The sequence below is a fragment of the Proteiniborus sp. MB09-C3 genome (assembly GCF_030263895.1).
Classification (GTDB): domain Bacteria; phylum Bacillota; class Clostridia; order Tissierellales; family Proteiniboraceae; genus Proteiniborus.
Genome location: NZ_CP127161.1, coordinates 891,266 through 907,985 on the forward strand (window position 1 = coordinate 891,266; position 16,720 = coordinate 907,985).

Sequence of the window (16,720 nt, forward strand, 5' to 3'; positions counted from 1 at the left end):
GCAAAGTTATATTTTTAATCCACCACTTTCCCACTTAATTAAATGCATAAAATAGAATACTATAGGTAAGCATAAAAATAAGCTAATTAATTGCTATTTACACTGCAAAATATAAGTCTTAAATATTTTTAATAGGATGAATAAAATATTATTCTCTAGGTTATGGATTCACATAATCGATTAAAGAAAGGTGGAGTTAAAAGATGGAACAAACAAATCATTTATATTATGCAAACCATCCTATTATGTGGATCGTATCAATAATAGGTATTGCTGTTATATTAACTCAATCTATATTGATAACCAGAAAGTCAATTAGGGCTGGTCTAAATATGGGGATGGATTATTCTAGGATGAAGAGAGGTATTAAGACAAGTGCTATTGGTAGCATAGGTCCAGCATTAGGAGTCGTAGGTAGCTTATTGGCTCTATTAGTTACCATGGGTTCTCCTGTATCTGCCTTTAGATTAAGTATAATCGGGGGCTCTAATTTTGAGGCAATGGCAGCTAACTTTGGAGCTAAAGCTTTGGGTTCTGAACTATCTACTAATATGACTCCTGTAGTATTTGCGAATGCTCTATGGACAATGACATTAGGGTCAATTGGCTGGATAATATTTGTATATTTATTTGCACATAGAATGGATAAGGTAAATAATTTGTTAACAAGCGGAAGAAAAGCATTATTACCAGCAGTTAGCATAGGAGCTATGCTTGGATCCTTTGCATTTTTCAACATTGGTAATTATTTAAAGTTTAGAACAAATCCTGATGTAACGGTTTCAGCAATTTCAGGCTTAATCATTATGATTATCTGTGTAAAGCTAGGAGAAAAGAAAATTACTTGGTTAAAGGAATGGGCTTTAACAATTGCAATGTTTGGAGGAGCAATTATTGGTACTTTAACATTTTAGTGTATAGGAGGGTTATGTAATGAATACATATAATGAATACATCAAGGATGTGACAAGAATTGGTAGATTCACTATGCTTCTTGGGATTGTTGTAAGTTTCCTTCCTCCATTAGTTATGACTTGGGGATTTGGTTTTAATCCGGGATTTGCAGCAATTATAGCTGGAGCAATTTCTCAGATATCAGTTTCTGGGGCTTTTTATTTTAGTGAGCCCATAAGCTATTTTCCTATTGTCGGTAGAGCTGGATTATACATGGGCTTTTTATCTGGAAATTTAGTGAATATGAGAATACCAGCAGCAGTATCGGCTTTAGAAGGTTCAGGCTATGAATCTGGTACTAATGAAGGAGCAATTATGGGAACTGTAGGAATAGGGGTTTCCATATGGATTGGAATTGCATTTTTACTACTAGCTGTATTTGCTGGGCAAGCTGTATTATCTGCATTACCTGAATCCTTTATGAGAATGCTATCCCTTATTATTCCTGCTTTATTTGGAGGAGTTTTTGCTCAATTTGCACTGAAATCACCAAAATCAGGTATATTTGCCCTTGTCATTGCATTTGTAATGACCAAAATTGTATCTTTTATTCCAGGACAGCCGTCATTTATCGTTACATTAGTATCAGTATTTGGAACTATTGTATTTGCCAAGAACCAGTTAAGTAAGAAATTAGATAACAAATAAATTTCAGGAAGTGATAGTTTTGAATAAGGAAAGATTGTTAAATAATTTTATGGAAATGCTAAAAATACATTCGCCCTCAAGGAAGGAAGGAAAGTATGCAGAGTATCTCATAAATTTATTGAAGGAGATGGGTGCTTCAATATACTTAGATGAAGGATACCTGCAATATGGTGGAGATTCTCCTTCAATTATAGCCAAGTTTCCCGGTGATATAGAGGGAGAGGGAGTAACGCTTGCTGCTCATATGGATGTAATTGAGCCTAATTTAAATGTACAGCCAGTAGTAGAGGGTAATATTATTAAAACAGATGGAAGTACTACATTAGGTGGAGATGACAAAGGAGGAGTAGCAAGTATTATAGAAGCTTTGAGAACTATCAAGGAAGAGAAGATATCTCACAAAGATATTTATGTTGTTCTGACTCCTTGTGAAGAAGTTGGGATGCTTGGTGCAAAGTATTTTAATTGGGACAAAGTACCTGAAGGTATGCGACCTTCCAAGAATATGATTGTCGTCGATAATGCTGGCGCTGCTGGGCTTATTGCACATTCTGCTCCAAGTAAGTACGATATTGAGGTTGTTTTCCAAGGTAAGAAGGCTCATGCTGGTATAGAGCCAGAAAAAGGCATAAATGCTATTGCTGTAGCTTCCAATGCTTTATCCCGTATGAATATAGGCAGAATAGACGATTTAACAACATCGAATATTTCTTCCATAAGCTCACAATTTCCTTCAAATGTAGTTCCTGATATATGTAAGGTTGCCGGAGAAATAAGAAGCCATTCTGAAGAAAAAATTTTGGATATTATTGAATATTATAAAAAGGCATGTGATGAGGCAGTTGAAAAGCTGGGAGGCACCTATAAATTCGATTATCAACGTGATTATCCAGTATTAAAGCCAAAGGATGATTTGAAGTTCGCAAAGGAGTTCGCGAAAATATATGAAGAACTTAATATTCCTTCCGAACTCAAGGTAATTGGAGGGGGTTCGGATAGCAATATATTTGCCGAGCAAGGATTCAACTCAATCATTATAGGGGTTGGCATGAATAATGTCCATACTGTAGAAGAATATTTAGTAATTGATGATCTATTCAAAACTACAGAGGCTATTATTAGATATATAAAAAGGAATGAAAAATAAAATGGGCATGAAAAAAGAAATAATGAAATCAAAAGTAATTTCTGCAATTGATGACAATAAGAATTTGATTTTTGACATAGGTAGAAAAATTTACAAAAATCCAGAGCTTGGATATAAAGAGTTTGAAACAACAAAAATTGTAAAGGAATTTTTTAAAAATGAATTAAAGCTTAATGTAATAGATAATATTGCTTATACTGGCTGCAGGGCTCAAATAAATCATGATAAATCCGGCCCAAAGGTTGCAGTTTTAGGGGAATTGGACGGCATAGTTTGCAATGAACATCCAGATGCTTTAGACTCAGGGGTTTCACATGCATGTGGTCACAATTTTCAGATTGCAGGAATGATGGCTGTGGCAATTGGTCTTATAAAATCAGGTGTATATAGAGAATTAGACGGTAAAATTGATTTTATTGCAACTCCTGCAGAAGAATTTATTGAACTGGATTATAGAAATAAACTTAAAGAAGAAGGAGCTATTCAATATTTTGGAGGGAAACAAGAATTAATAAGAAATGGCTCCTTTGATGATGTTGATATCGCAGTTATGTTTCATGTTTTAGACATAGGTGATAAGAAGGTATTAGTTGGGCCAGTAAGTAATGGATTTATTGGAGAAGATATTCGATTCATTGGTAGAGAAGCTCATGCCGGTAATGCTCCGTACAAAGGAGTAAATGCAGTAAATGCAGCATTATTAGCAATAAACAATATTAATGCCCAAAGAGAGACCTTTAGAGAATGTGATAGGGTAAGAGTTCATCCAATCATAACAAAGGGCGGAGATATTGTAAATGTAGTGCCTGCTGATGTGAGAATAGAATCATACACAAGAGCGAGAACTATTGAGGCAATGTTGGATGCTAATGAAAAGGTTAATAGATCGTTAATCGCTGGTGCTATGGCTGTAGGTGCAAATGTTGAGATTAAACAATTACCAGGTTATCTGCCAATATTGAGGCATGAACAAATGGAGGATATATTATTTGAAAATTTATTGAGTCTTGGAATAACAGAGGAGGATATAATACAAGGAGGAGATTTTACAGGTTCCTTTGATTTAGGAGATGTATCCCATATAATGCCAACCCTGCATCCTATGTTTGGTGGAATAAGGGGAGAACTTCACTCAAAAGAGTACCGTATAATCAATGAAGAATATCTCTATTTGGAGCCAGCAAAGGCATTGGCATTAACTATTATAGACTTGCTATTTGATAATGCAAAAGAGGCTAAAAGAATTCTTGAAGATTTTGCTCCAGCTATGACAAAAGAAGAGTATCTGAAATTTATGGAATCCAATAATAAAATCATAAAAAAAGAGTTTTTAGACAAATAGGTGTATATAGGCAATAAAAGAAGCAAAAAGAACTAGTTCTTTTTGCTTCTTTTATTTATTAAATATACAGTCTAAGGGAATTTTGTGATTGATTGAGTATCTAGTACAATTAATTTTGTGTTTTTCTAATGATGTTGACAATAGAAAGAGGTAGTATTACATTTAAAATAGCAGGGAAAGAAGAATCTAAGGTATTGAATAGGTAGATAGCTTTTAAAAATGGAAAACCGAGAAATTTCGTAGTAGCGGAATTATTCCTGATAAGAAAAGATTTACGCTAGGGGTGTTAAATGTTATGTCAAAATTAAAGATTGAACCTATGCAGCATCCAGATAAAATCATAAACTATTGGAAGAAAGAAAAATTTGTTGTATCTTGCATTATAATATTTGGATTGTCATACAACATCACAATTATTTTAGGTCCCATATATCAGGGAAAACTCATAGATTCTATTGCTTATGGAAAAAGTTTATCTTTTGTAATAATTCTTGCATTTACTTATATACTGATTATCGGAACCAACCAGCTTCTGCGATATTTTAAGCGCTTTTATATAAGGCGTTTTGCCAACAGCACTAGTGCTACCATGAGACTCATGATATACAATAATATCATGCATAAAAGTGTTTCTGAGCTGGACAATGAAAATACGGGAAACCTAATGACAAGAGCTATTTCAGATGTTGATTTATGTGTTGAAGGGATGCGAAAATTTACTACTGAGGTTTTTGATACCGGTGTCCTCATGGCATCATATCTTATATCAATGCTCGCCTATGATGTGAAAATAACTATGTTTTCTATTATTTTCATTCCTGTTGCTATGGTACTTGCTGAAAAGTTAAAAGGTGTTATCTATAAATATTCAAAGGAATATCGTCAAAAAAGCAGTGAGGTGGCGGACATCACCTATGATGCAATTGAGAATTCAATGCTCTATAGAGTAAGTGGCATGGAATCTAAAAATAGAATGAAATATATTGAAGAACTAGAGGATTTGCAGAAAAAGGCAGTTAAAGCCAATATATTAGAAAACTCTATGCAGCCTATTTACCATGTTATTGCCATGCTCGGAATAATAATAGTAATCTACCTAGGAGGTACAAAGGTCATTAATAGTAGCTGGACCATAGGAACTTTTTCTACTTATATCGCTATGTTTACTGCTATGGCAGTTAAGGCAAGTAAGGCAGCAAAGCTATTTAATTCTGTACAAAAATCCCAGGTATCGTGGAAGCGTATTAAACCATATCTTGAAGAATATAAAATCAAAGATACTTATTTAAATATAAATCGAAGGGATACTACACTTTTAGTCGAGAATCTTGTATTCACATATGAAGAAGGTAAAGAAAATATCTTAAATAATATTAGCTTCACAGGGAAACAAGGGGAAATTATTGGGGTGACAGGTTCCATTGCTTCTGGTAAATCTACCCTTGGATTATCCTTGTTAGGTATATATCCTTATATGGGAAGTATCAAGATAGATGGTAAGGAACTAAGAGACTATTCGGAATATGAGCGAAGCCAAATGATTTCTTATTTAGGACATAAGCCTCAGCTACTTTCAGATACCATATACAACAATATAACTATGGGAAGCAAAGAAGACATTACTTCTGTATTAAAGGATGTTTGCTTTGATGAAGACTTGAAAGCAATGCCTAATGGACAAGATACTTTAGTTGGAAATAGCGGAGTAAAATTAAGTGGAGGTCAGCAGGCCAGAATATCCCTTGCAAGAGCACTTCTCAATAAAAATAAAATTATCATATTAGATGATCCTTTTTCAGCTGTTGATATGAAGACAGAAGAAAAAATTATAGAAAGCTTAAAAAATAATTATAAAGATAGCTTGATTATTTTAATTTCTCATCGCTTAGCTATTTTTAATAGAATAGATAAAATTATTCTCTTAAAGAATGATAAAACAGTAGATTATGGTACCCATGACGAGCTTATGAGAAAATCTGAGCTCTATGCTACAATATTTAATTTACAGTTCACAGAGGGGGAGAGCAATGGATGCAATAAAAAAGTCAATATTTAAAGTGATTAAAAATAATATTGGAACGAGTATGCTGTTGGTTTTTACCATTTGCGGTGTTGTCATAGCTAGTTTAATTCCTCCTCAGATTTTAAAATATATAATTGATCACAATCTTGTGCCAAGGAATTATGACAAATTATTTGTTTTAGCTATTGCTTATATTGGTATACTGCTACTTATCGGAATATTTGATTTTGTTAAAGAGGCTATTCTTACAGTTTTAGGACAAGGGATTACAAAGGAAATACGAATTGAGATGATGGAAAAGCTTGAGAGAATAAATTCAGCATTCTTTTCCTCTAACAGTTCAGGAGCAATAGTTTCACAATTCACAAATGATGTTGATGCAATTAATTCACTATTTACAAGTGGCATCATTGGAATGATGATTGACTGTCTTAAGCTTATAGGTATTGTCATCTCAATCTGGATATTCAGCAGCAAGCTTGGAATTGTAACAGTATTACTGATGCCAGCTATTTATAGTATCACTCGGCTTTTTCAAAAAAGAATGCTAAAGGCACAGATTGAGAATCGAATATTGGTAGGTAAAGTAAATAATCATATTTCTGAAAGCATAAAAAATGTACAGATGATTAAATCCTACAGCAAGGAAGATTATATGGAAAATAACTATACAAGGTATTTGCTTCATAATTATAGAACGGTTGAGAAAGTTAATTTCTATGACTCTGTATATTCCCCAATAATTCAACTTACTCGTGCAGTTGTTATTGGTTTTGTTGTAGTACTATCCTCTAAACAATTTAATTATTTAGGTATATCTTTAGGTATGGTTGCGGCATCAATTGAATTAATATCAAACCTATTTGCACCAATTGAGAACTTAGGTATGGAACTGCAGAATATTCAGCAGGCCATATCTGGCATCAAAAGAGTAAATGATTTTTTTAGCGAAGCAGAAGATGATTTTAAGAAGAAGGAACTAAAGGCAGAGGATATCATACCTAAAGGTAAAGATGTAAGATTGTCCTTTAATGATGTCACATTTCAATATGAAAAAGGTACTGATGTTCTCCAAGATATTGGCCTTAGCTTAAAACCAAATGAGAAGGTTACATTTGTAGGAAGGACAGGAGTTGGAAAGACTACATTATTTAAGCTCATAATGGGGATTTTAAAACCAACAAAGGGCAATATCACAATAAATGGGATTGATGTTTATGACATACCAAATTCAGAAAAGCGCAAAATATTCGGATATGTAGATCAAAGCTTTCACATGATAAAGGGAGCAGTGTCAGATCAAATAAGTTTGCAGGACGAAAGTATAGCAAGAGAACAAATAGAAAGAGCCTTGGATTTTGTAGGACTTACAGAATATGTAGAATCTTTGGAAAATGGACTAGATACTAATGTAACCAGCGAGACTCTTTTTTCTCAAGGACAGAAACAACTTTTGGCAATAGCTAGAGCTATCGTAACAAATCCTCCTATTCTTTTGCTAGATGAGATTACGGCAAACCTTGATTCTATTACAGAAGAAAAAATAGTTTCCGTGTTGCAAAAAACAAGCGAGGCTCATACAATACTGTCCATATCTCACCGTTTATCCTCTATGCTTACCAGCGATACAGTAGTTATATTAGAAAATGGTAGAGTTAAAAACGCAGGCTCTCCTGAGATGCTTTTAGAAAGTGATGATTGGTATCGAAATCATATTGCATTGGAGAAGCTCACTTGGAGTTAAATGGTATCTCTCTTTATTTTTAGGAGATATATTTTACATACTTTTTTACAATGAACGGGTGGAGCCAAATCAAATAATAATTTTAATCTGTCGTGCTAGCTAATTTTAATGAAATTTTAATGTTCCTTGAATTGTTTTCAAAGTTTGTATTGTTATAATTAAGCCATATTAAATAACAGGAGGTTATAATTATGGTTACTTTAGAACAGGTAGAAAAGTTATGTCAGCATGCGAATATTTCTTATGAAGAAGCAAGGGCAGTGCTTGAGGAAACTAATGGTGATATTCTTGAGGCAATAATAAAGCTAGAAAAGCAAAATCGTATTCAAGCACCTGTGGGAGGTGGACATTACAGTTCTAAGAATAGTCAGCAAGGTACGGAAAATAATTGTCGAGAGAAAAGTTTTAAAGAAGAAAAAAATAGAACTGATAATGCATCTTTTTCAGAACTAGTAGGAAGGTTTTTTAGATGGTGTGGAGAAATAATAAATAGAGGGAATAAGAATAGCTTTGAAGTCATAAAAGGCGGGGAAAAGGTAGTAACTATTCCAGTTACAATATTAGCGTTGCTGCTATTATTCATGTTTTGGGTAACTATTCCTCTTATGATTGTGGGACTCTTCTTCGGGTATAGGTACATGTTTAGCGGTCCTGACTTAGGAAAGGAAAATGTTAATCGTGCAATGGATTCTGTTGCAGATGCAGCTGAGAATCTTAAAAAGGAAGTTAAGGGTGATAAATCCAATGGAAAGAATTCTGATAATTGAAGATGAAGAAAAAATAGCACGTTTTATAGAATTAGAGCTTAAATATGAAGGCTATGAAGTAGAGAAGGCATTCAATGGAAGGGATGGGTTGAAGCTTGCAACAACCCAACCCTTTGATCTTGTATTGCTGGATATCATGTTGCCAGCCTTAAATGGACTTGAGGTTCTTAGAAGAATTCGTAAAAGTTCTGACTTGCCTGTTATACTTCTTACTGCCAGAGATGCTGTTGTAGATAAAGTTACAGGACTTGATGGGGGTGCAGATGATTATATTACTAAGCCCTTTGCAATTGAAGAGCTGCTTGCACGAATCAGAGCTACTCTTAGGAAAAAGTCTAATAACAATGCGACTAAAACCTTGTCTGAGCTCATTGCTGGGGAGCTAAGTCTTGATCCCATCAGAAGAGAAGTTAAGGTAGGGGATAACTTGCTGGATTTAACAAAAAAGGAGTTTGATTTGCTGCACTATCTTTTAGAAAATAAAAACATTGTTGTAAGTCGTGAAACTTTACTTCAGCATATATGGGGTTATGATTTTTCAGGCGGAACAAATGCAGTTGATGTGTATATTAGATATCTTCGTTCAAAGGTTGAGGAGCCATTTGGACTAAAATTGCTTCATACTGTTCGTGGAGTGGGGTATGTGATAAAAGATGAGTAATACTAAAAATATGCATTCAAGCAATATTACTACTAAAATCCGTTCATCTCTTGTTTTAAAGCTTAATATACGAATGATAGGCAGATTGTTCTCTGGATTTATGTCAATAAACCTTATTATCATTTCAATAGGGTTTTTCGTTATTTTGTGGAAAACCGAAGAGGGAGCTAAAGATATAGTTGAAATAATAGAGTCAATGCCTGATAATTTACAGTCAACATATCATGGCGGCTATGAAATCTCAGTAATAAGAAAGCCTTCAAGGGGTGTCACATTTCCTCAAAGCATACAAAAACTTTTGCCTCTAAAAATTACTGATGCGAAACGGAGCATCAGAATGGCTAAAGCCTATAAAGAGACTAAATTATTAGAAAGAATAGACTTAATCAGATATACTGTTGCATTTCCTATTGAAGACACTTCCTACGAAATAGTTTATGCATTGGGCTCTGATTTGAAATTGTTTTTATATTTATTTTTAATTTTACTAATATTTGAGCTGCTAATTATAATTGAAAACATTGTGAAAGGTTCAGGGATAATAAGAAAAACCCTTAAGCCCTTGTCCGATCTTGCAGAGACAGCAAAAAGTCTTAATGCTGAGGTACTATCAATGGGCTCTAAAGCAGATGGGACATATATAAAGGATTTAGCAGGTGTTATTAGCAGCATCGATGCTAATAAGCTGGATAAACGTATATCTGTTGATAGTTCTCAAAATGAGCTTAAAGATTTGGCATATGCTATAAATGATATGCTAAATCGCATCGATGATTCTTATCAATCTCAGGTAAGATTTGTTTCAGATGCTTCACATGAACTAAGAACTCCTATATCTGTAATACAGGGATATGTAAATCTTCTTGACCGCTGGGGTAAAAAAGATGAGAAGACAATGCAGGAATCGATTGATGCAATTAAGAGCGAGACAGAAAATATGAAGGAGTTAGTAGAGCAGCTTCTTTTCCTTGCTCGTGGTGATAATGAAACTATTCAGCTTCACAAAGAAGACTTTGATGCTAGTGAAATAGTTGATGAGATAGTTCGCGAAACACAAATGATTGATCCAAATCATAACTTTGAAATTGATTTAAATAGGCCAGCCTATATTAATGCCGATAGACAGCTTATAAAGCAAGCAATTCGAATACTTGTAGATAACAGTATAAAATACACTCCTCAAGGGAAGAAAATCATTCTAAGAGTTGCTAATGAGGATAATTCTGTTCATATTACAGTCCAAGATAGCGGTATAGGAATAGCTCCAGAATATTTGCCCCAAGTTTTTAATCGCTTTTATCGTTCTGATGAATCAAGAGCAAGAAAAACAGGTGGAGCAGGACTAGGTTTATCCATTGCTAAATGGATAGTAGAACGCCATGGAGGTCATTTTGAAATATTGAGTAGAATAAACATAGGAACTCGTATAACGATTATCATTCCTGTATCTAAAATGCCTTCTACTGAATTAGCAATAGGATAAAAAATGCTATCTATTGTTTTTTGATTCTAGAATCACTGTATAATAATTTTAACTAAGCCATAGTAAATTCTTTGATGAAGATATGATTAATTTCATGAAAACTAAAAAAATGCCTATATTATTGACACGAAAATCATATTAGGCTATAATTCTATTAGAAATCAAAAAATGGTGATGGAGTTCACCAAAACTGCAAAATGCTAATGACTCCTACAGGTGGTAGTGTACCTATGCCTGTAGGAGTTTTTTTATTTTCTAATCAAAGGAGGAGCCAATTATGGCATCGAGTTTAGCAATTATTTTATTATTAGGATTACCAGCGAATAAGTTGTTTGAAAAGATTAAGATTCCAGGCTTATTAGGAATGCTTATATTAGGGATCATCATAGGTCCTTATGGTTTAAATTTACTTCAGGCAGATATGATTCATGCCTCAGCGGATTTGAGAAAAATTGCTTTAATCATTATTCTATTAAGAGCTGGGCTTGGGATCAATAAAGATGATCTGAAAAAGATTGGCGGAACTGCATTAAAAATGAGCTGTATACCAGGCTTAATAGAAGGTTTTTTTATTGCTCTCGCATCAGTTAAGCTTTTAAATTTTTCCTTTGTTCAAGGGGGAATATTAGGCTTTATTATCGCCGCTGTTTCTCCTGCTGTTGTAGTCCCATCTATGCTACGCTTAATAGAGAGTAATATGGGAACTAAAAAAGGCATTCCAACCTTAATACTAGCGGGAGCTTCTATTGATGATGTTTTTGCTATTACTATATTTAGTGCTTTTTTAGGTCTATACAGTGGTGCTCACATGAACATTGGCATACAGATATTAAGTATTCCAATATCAATATTACTTGGTATTGCCTCTGGTATTATTATTGGTTTTATAATGATAAAAATCTTCAAAAAATATCACATAAGAGATACTAAAAAGGTCTTATTGATATTAGGACTGTCTATTTTGCTCACTGAATTGGAAAACTTGCTAAAGACCAAAATAGAGATAGCATCATTATTGGGAGTTATGACTATTGGATTTATAATTGTTGATAAGATGCCTAATGTGGGAAAACGACTTGCATCAAAATTCAATAAAATATGGGTTTTTGCAGAAATACTATTATTTGTGCTAGTAGGAGCTCAAGTAAACATTAGAGTAGCCTTAAATGCAGGAGGAGTCGGAATTATAGTAATTCTGATTGGTATTATTGGAAGAAGCATAGGAGTTATTATTTCTCTGCTAGGTACGGATTTGAACTGGAAAGAGAGACTGTTTTGTGTTATCGCCTATGTACCAAAAGCAACTGTACAAGCTGCAATGGGAGCAGTTCCTTTATCATTAGGAGTAGGATCGGGAGATGTCATTTTGGCGATTGCAGTGCTATCTATACTGATAACAGCACCTTTGGGAGCTATAGGGATTAATATATCAGCAGAAAAGCTGCTATAATGGCTTATTGTGGTATAAATTTATGAATTGTGGCAAAAAAATATAAGCTACAGAATATGGAACTGCATATTTTATTTTTAAGTATGTGGTTTAAATTATTATTTATTTCACAATTTGTTCACAATTATTTCACACTTTTGTTGTATAATAGATAAAGCGAGACTTTTTATCATTTCTATGATATAAAAGAAGTATATTATATGGATCGGAAATCTAAACAAGTTATTTTTTATATAAACTCCTTTCCATAAATCAAAATTTGGAGGTAAATATGATAAAAAAATTAACAAACAAAAGAATGTGGCAGTACACACTATTAGCTATTTCATTAGTACTTGTCATAGGCATGACTGGGTGCAAAAATGAAGAAATCGTAGCTAAAGTAAATGATGACATCATTACTAAGGACGAGCTATATAATATATTAGTCGAACAAAGTGGTGCTCAAGTGTTAGATTCTTTAATTGCTGAAAGGATTATAAAGTCTGAGGCAGAGAAGCAAAAAATTGATGTTCCTAAAGAAGATGTTGAAGCAGAGCTTAACAAAATTAAAGAAAATTATGGTGGAGAAGCAGCATTTAATCAAGCTATGGAGTATTATGGATACTCAGTAGAAGATATAAAGAAAAATATCACTACGAATACTCAGATAAAGAAACTTCTTGAACCTAGTATTTCAATAGCAGAAGAAGAAATACAGAAATATTTTGAAGAAAATAAGGATACATTTAAACAAGAAGAGCAAGTAAAAGCAAGCCACATTCTAGTTGAAACAGAAGAGGAAGCCAATGAAGTTAAAGAAAAGCTTTCAGCTGGAGAGGATTTTGCAAAATTAGCAAAAGAATATTCAAAAGATGAAAACAATAAAGACTCAGGAGGAGACTTGGGCTTCTTTGAAAGAGGAGATATGATTTCAAGCTTTTCAGATGCTGCTTTTGCTTTAGAAATAGGTGCAATTAGTGAACCTGTTAAGACAGAGCATGGTTATCATATAATCAAAGTAGAAGATAAGAAAGAAGAAAAAGAAGCAAATTTTGAAGAAAATAAAGATAATATAAAAAACATATTGCTAGAAGATAAGCTTCCTGATGCATATCAAAAATGGTATCAAGAAAAATTAACTGAATACAAAATAACTAATTATCTTACTGAAAAATAAGAAATATTTTTTTGCATAAGAAAATAACAAAAGGGATGGTTTATGACAATTAGAAGCTATATTTTAAAACAGTCTTAAACTATCCTTTATTTTTTTGCAAAATAGTATCAAAAGCTTACTTCAGACTTATTTTCACTATTTCCTTAATACTATATCAAAGGATACATTATTGGAATTGATCATAGTATAATAATAGTAGGACTGGAGAAGAGCTTAATTAGTCAAGAAGATTTAATGTTTAAATAATATAAGGGGGAGATTACGTGAAAATTTTATTATTTCCTTTCATTGCATTGGCAAAATTAGTTGAAGGAATAATAAGAATGACAGGGAGATTAGTAGCTGTTATTTTAGGTCTAGTTTTCATAATCATTGGTATAGTATTAAGTGTAACAGTTATTGGTGCTGTACTGGGTATACCTTTAGCAATTCTAGGACTTACGATGATAATAAGAGGATTTTTCTAAATACGGAGGGGGAGGAAAGGCTCTCTTACCCCCTACCTTCTCAGGGTGCGGCAGATGTGGCACATCTTGCCTACAGCTTATAATAATAAATTGCAAGCTGAGTTCTATCCCTTAGAGATAATTTTTCTAGCATGTTAGAAATATAGTTTCTAACAGTTCCCTCGCTTAAGAATAGCTTTTCTGCAATTTCCTTGTTATTAAGCCCCTCTGCTACTAAAAGCAGGATATCATATTCCCTATCCGTTAAGTCAGGGCTTATGTTCTTCTTAGAATGGCTTTGAATATTGGATACAATTTTAGAATCAAAAACTAGGTTTCCTGAAAAAACTGCGTTGATGGCAGGAATGATTCCTTGAATATTTTGCTTCAATATGTATCCTTTACAGCCTAATGAAATGGCTGCAGATATGTAGTCATCATCTTGGAAGGTTGTAATTAGTAGTATTTTAGCACTTGACTCCATACCTAAAATTTTTTTAGTAGCTTCTATGCCGTTCATTTTTTCCATTCTTATATCCATAAGGATTACATCTGGTCTATGCTGAGCATAAAGCTCAACTGCTTCCATACCATTATAACCTACAGCTAAAACTTCTATTCCACTGGCATTTACAATTGTTTTTAAAGAGTTTACTACCAGATAATCATCATCTACGATTATAACCTTCACAAACATCATCCTTTCATTAAAATAAGGTGTATTTTAAATCCGTTATTAAATTCATAGTTCAAAAAACCATTGTATTTACCAGCTATTTCTTTCATAGAAAGAAGACCTATTCCCTTAGCCAAAAGCTTATCTGTTTCATCGAAATTACTTCCATTATCATTTATTATAATGGAATAGAACTTAGGCTGATTTAAAAGACTTATCTTAAGCTTTGTAGCATTAGAATGCTTGACACAATTGGTAATGGCTTCTTTTATAATGGATAGAATATCAAATTTTAGGTCATAAGGCAGATTGTTTTCTAGTTTGTAGATTAGATCAATATCTATATTAGAAACTTCCCTGCAAATACTCTCGATTTTACTCTCTAAATCAAGAGATTCATTATATAAATTATGTATACTATTTCTAATGTCATTCATCCCGTTGCTTAATGTATTTTGAAGTAAATTTAGGCCTTCCAACATGGCACTATCAGAGATTATCTTCAAGGCCTCTACCTGCAAGATGCTGCTGCTTATGGCATGACCTATTGAGTCATGGAGCTCTCTTGCAATTCTATTTCTCTCTGTAAGTATGGCAATGTGAATATTCTTTTCCTTATCAATTTTTAACTGTTCATTATATTTTTTTAAATAAATAGTATTTTCCTTCAGTTCATCCCGTATTATTGTATTTTGTTTAAAAAATGTACTAAATTTTTTCGTCATAATTGACAGATAGATAGATATAGAAGAAGCTAATATATTTGCTATGGAAAAATCCATTAGAATTAGCATCATGGACAAAAGAGCATATATATCAAAATCTAGATACAGATTATATAAGACTAAAGGCAAGTAATAGATGAATATAGAATCATAAAAATATAGTATAAAAAAGGATAAATAAATAAAAATCCTTATTTTTTTGGAGCGGAATAAATCTAAGGCTAAGGAAATAATCAGGCTTATAAGAAAATACAAAGCCAAATCTCTTACAGAGCCTGCCATATAGTTATTATATAAGCAAAAAAGAGCAATAAATGATTTTTCTATAAACCTTCTCATATGAAACTCCTTATAAATTTCTCATAAGTATTTTATAATCCTATAATCCAATTATACTAACATTAATTGAACTATACAATTATATTGTAGTTCTGATTAATGCTAGAAATATCCTTCTGCTTATGATATGACAAATGTCATATCATGTTGTGATTCTGAACACTACAAGAAAAAGTTTAAAATCAGTATAATTGATTTAAGATTGAAAGGGGAGAGATTAAGATGATAGTAAAGGTAAATAATTTAGTTAAAAGGTATAAGGAATTAATTGCCCTTGAGCATTTTAATATGGAGGTTGAAGAAGGAGAAATATTAGGGCTTTTAGGACCTAATGGCTGCGGTAAAACCACAGCAATCAATTGTATTCTTTCTTTATTAAGCTTTGATAAAGGAGAGATAGAGATATTTGGGAAGAAAATGACTCCCAATTCCTATGATATAAAAAAGCAAATAGGAGTAGTGCCTCAAGAGGTCTCAGTTTTTGAAAACCTAACAGTAAGGGAGAATATAGATTATTTTTGTGGACTTTATGTAGAAGATAAAGGCCTAAGAAAACAATATGTAGAGGAAGCAATAGAATTTGTTGGCTTAAAGGATTATGCTAAGTTTTATCCAAAAAAGCTAAGCGGAGGGCTTAAGAGAAGATTGAATATTGCCTGTGGCATAGCTCATAGGCCTAAGCTGATATTTTTAGATGAGCCTACTGTTGCAGTAGATGCCCAAAGCAGAAATTTCATATTAGATGGGATAAAAAAGTTAAATCAAGAAGGCAGCACCATAATATATACGACTCACTACTTAGAGGAAGCAGAAATGCTTTGCAAGAGAATTATAATAATGGATAATGGAAAGGACTTGGTTTCAGGGACTAATGAAGAGCTGAAGGCTATGATAACAACAACTGAAAAGATAGTAGTTGGCTTTTCTGTCATTGATGAGGAAAGGGCTCAGACAATGAAAAATATACCTCATGTAATTGATATAGAGAAGAGAGAGGATGACTATATTATAAAGTTTGAAAACGGACCCAATAATTTATCCAATCTTTTAGAATTCATAAAAGAGAACAAATTAATTTATACAAAGCTATATAGTCAATTGCCTACATTAAATGATGTTTTCTTAGAATTGACAGGGAAGGAGCTCAGAGATTAAA

General features: G+C 33.0%; 15 protein-coding genes and 1 riboswitch. Of the genes, 13 read left to right on the forward strand and 2 right to left on the reverse strand.

Annotation, left to right across the window (positions count from 1 at the left end; translation table 11 throughout):
* The first annotated feature begins 203 nt into the window (after positions 1-203).
* From QO263_RS04365 to QO263_RS04420, 12 genes are all read left to right on the forward strand, one after another.
* Positions 204-914, forward strand: a complete 711-nt coding sequence (locus tag QO263_RS04365; RefSeq protein WP_285626821.1) for a DUF5058 family protein — start codon at positions 204-206, stop codon at positions 912-914.
* 19 nt (positions 915-933) lie between these two features.
* Positions 934-1,602, forward strand: a complete 669-nt coding sequence (locus QO263_RS04370; RefSeq protein ID WP_285626823.1) for a hypothetical protein — start codon at positions 934-936, stop codon at positions 1,600-1,602.
* Between the two features lie 19 nt (positions 1,603-1,621).
* On the forward strand, positions 1,622-2,749 hold the full coding sequence (locus QO263_RS04375) for a M20/M25/M40 family metallo-hydrolase (RefSeq protein ID WP_285626825.1): 1,128 nt from the start codon (positions 1,622-1,624) through the stop codon (positions 2,747-2,749).
* Complete coding sequence (locus QO263_RS04380) at positions 2,739-4,091, forward strand: amidohydrolase (protein ID WP_285626826.1); 1,353 nt, start codon at positions 2,739-2,741, stop codon at positions 4,089-4,091. The genes QO263_RS04375 and QO263_RS04380 overlap by 11 nt, the downstream gene beginning before the upstream one ends.
* 295 nt (positions 4,092-4,386) lie before the next feature.
* Complete coding sequence (locus QO263_RS04385) at positions 4,387-6,147, forward strand: ABC transporter ATP-binding protein (protein ID WP_285626829.1); 1,761 nt, start codon at positions 4,387-4,389, stop codon at positions 6,145-6,147.
* Entirely contained in the window at positions 6,119-7,858 is a 1,740-nt protein-coding gene (locus QO263_RS04390) for an ABC transporter ATP-binding protein (RefSeq protein WP_285626831.1), read from the forward strand. Before QO263_RS04385 ends, QO263_RS04390 begins: the two co-directional genes overlap by 29 nt.
* A 191-nt stretch (positions 7,859-8,049) precedes the next feature.
* Entirely contained in the window at positions 8,050-8,625 is a 576-nt protein-coding gene (locus tag QO263_RS04395; protein ID WP_285626832.1) for a DUF4342 domain-containing protein, read from the forward strand.
* A complete protein-coding gene (locus QO263_RS04400; protein WP_285626834.1) occupies positions 8,603-9,286 on the forward strand; it encodes a response regulator transcription factor in 684 nt (227 codons plus the stop codon). The genes QO263_RS04395 and QO263_RS04400 overlap by 23 nt, the downstream gene beginning before the upstream one ends.
* The gene (locus QO263_RS04405; RefSeq protein ID WP_285626837.1) at positions 9,279-10,769 is read left to right on the forward strand and encodes a sensor histidine kinase; all 1,491 of its coding nucleotides are present in this window, start codon (positions 9,279-9,281) and stop codon (positions 10,767-10,769) included. Before QO263_RS04400 ends, QO263_RS04405 begins: the two co-directional genes overlap by 8 nt.
* Before the next feature lie 161 nt (positions 10,770-10,930).
* A riboswitch (Fluoride riboswitch) is annotated at positions 10,931-10,989 on the forward strand.
* 57 nt (positions 10,990-11,046) lie between these two features.
* Complete coding sequence (locus QO263_RS04410; protein WP_285626840.1) at positions 11,047-12,219, forward strand: cation:proton antiporter domain-containing protein; 1,173 nt, start codon at positions 11,047-11,049, stop codon at positions 12,217-12,219.
* 271 nt (positions 12,220-12,490) lie between these two features.
* Entirely contained in the window at positions 12,491-13,378 is an 888-nt protein-coding gene (locus QO263_RS04415) for a peptidylprolyl isomerase (protein WP_285626842.1), read from the forward strand.
* 263 nt (positions 13,379-13,641) lie between these two features.
* Positions 13,642-13,845 carry a hypothetical protein gene (locus tag QO263_RS04420; protein ID WP_285626845.1) on the forward strand — a complete coding sequence of 68 codons (204 nt, stop codon included), beginning with the start codon at positions 13,642-13,644 and terminating at the stop codon, positions 13,843-13,845.
* 70 nt (positions 13,846-13,915) lie between these two features.
* Here the strand turns inward: QO263_RS04420 and QO263_RS04425 are convergent, their stop codons facing one another.
* Entirely contained in the window at positions 13,916-14,515 is a 600-nt protein-coding gene (locus tag QO263_RS04425) for a response regulator transcription factor (RefSeq protein WP_285626848.1), read from the reverse strand.
* 5 nt (positions 14,516-14,520) lie between these two features.
* Complete coding sequence (locus QO263_RS04430; RefSeq protein WP_285626850.1) at positions 14,521-15,564, reverse strand: sensor histidine kinase; 1,044 nt, start codon at positions 15,562-15,564, stop codon at positions 14,521-14,523.
* A gap of 222 nt (positions 15,565-15,786) precedes the next feature.
* Between QO263_RS04430 and QO263_RS04435 the strand changes: the two genes are divergently transcribed.
* Positions 15,787-16,719, forward strand: coding sequence for an ABC transporter ATP-binding protein (locus QO263_RS04435; RefSeq protein ID WP_285626852.1), 933 nt, complete (start codon positions 15,787-15,789; stop codon positions 16,717-16,719).
* The last annotated feature ends 1 nt before the right edge of the window (position 16,720 follow it).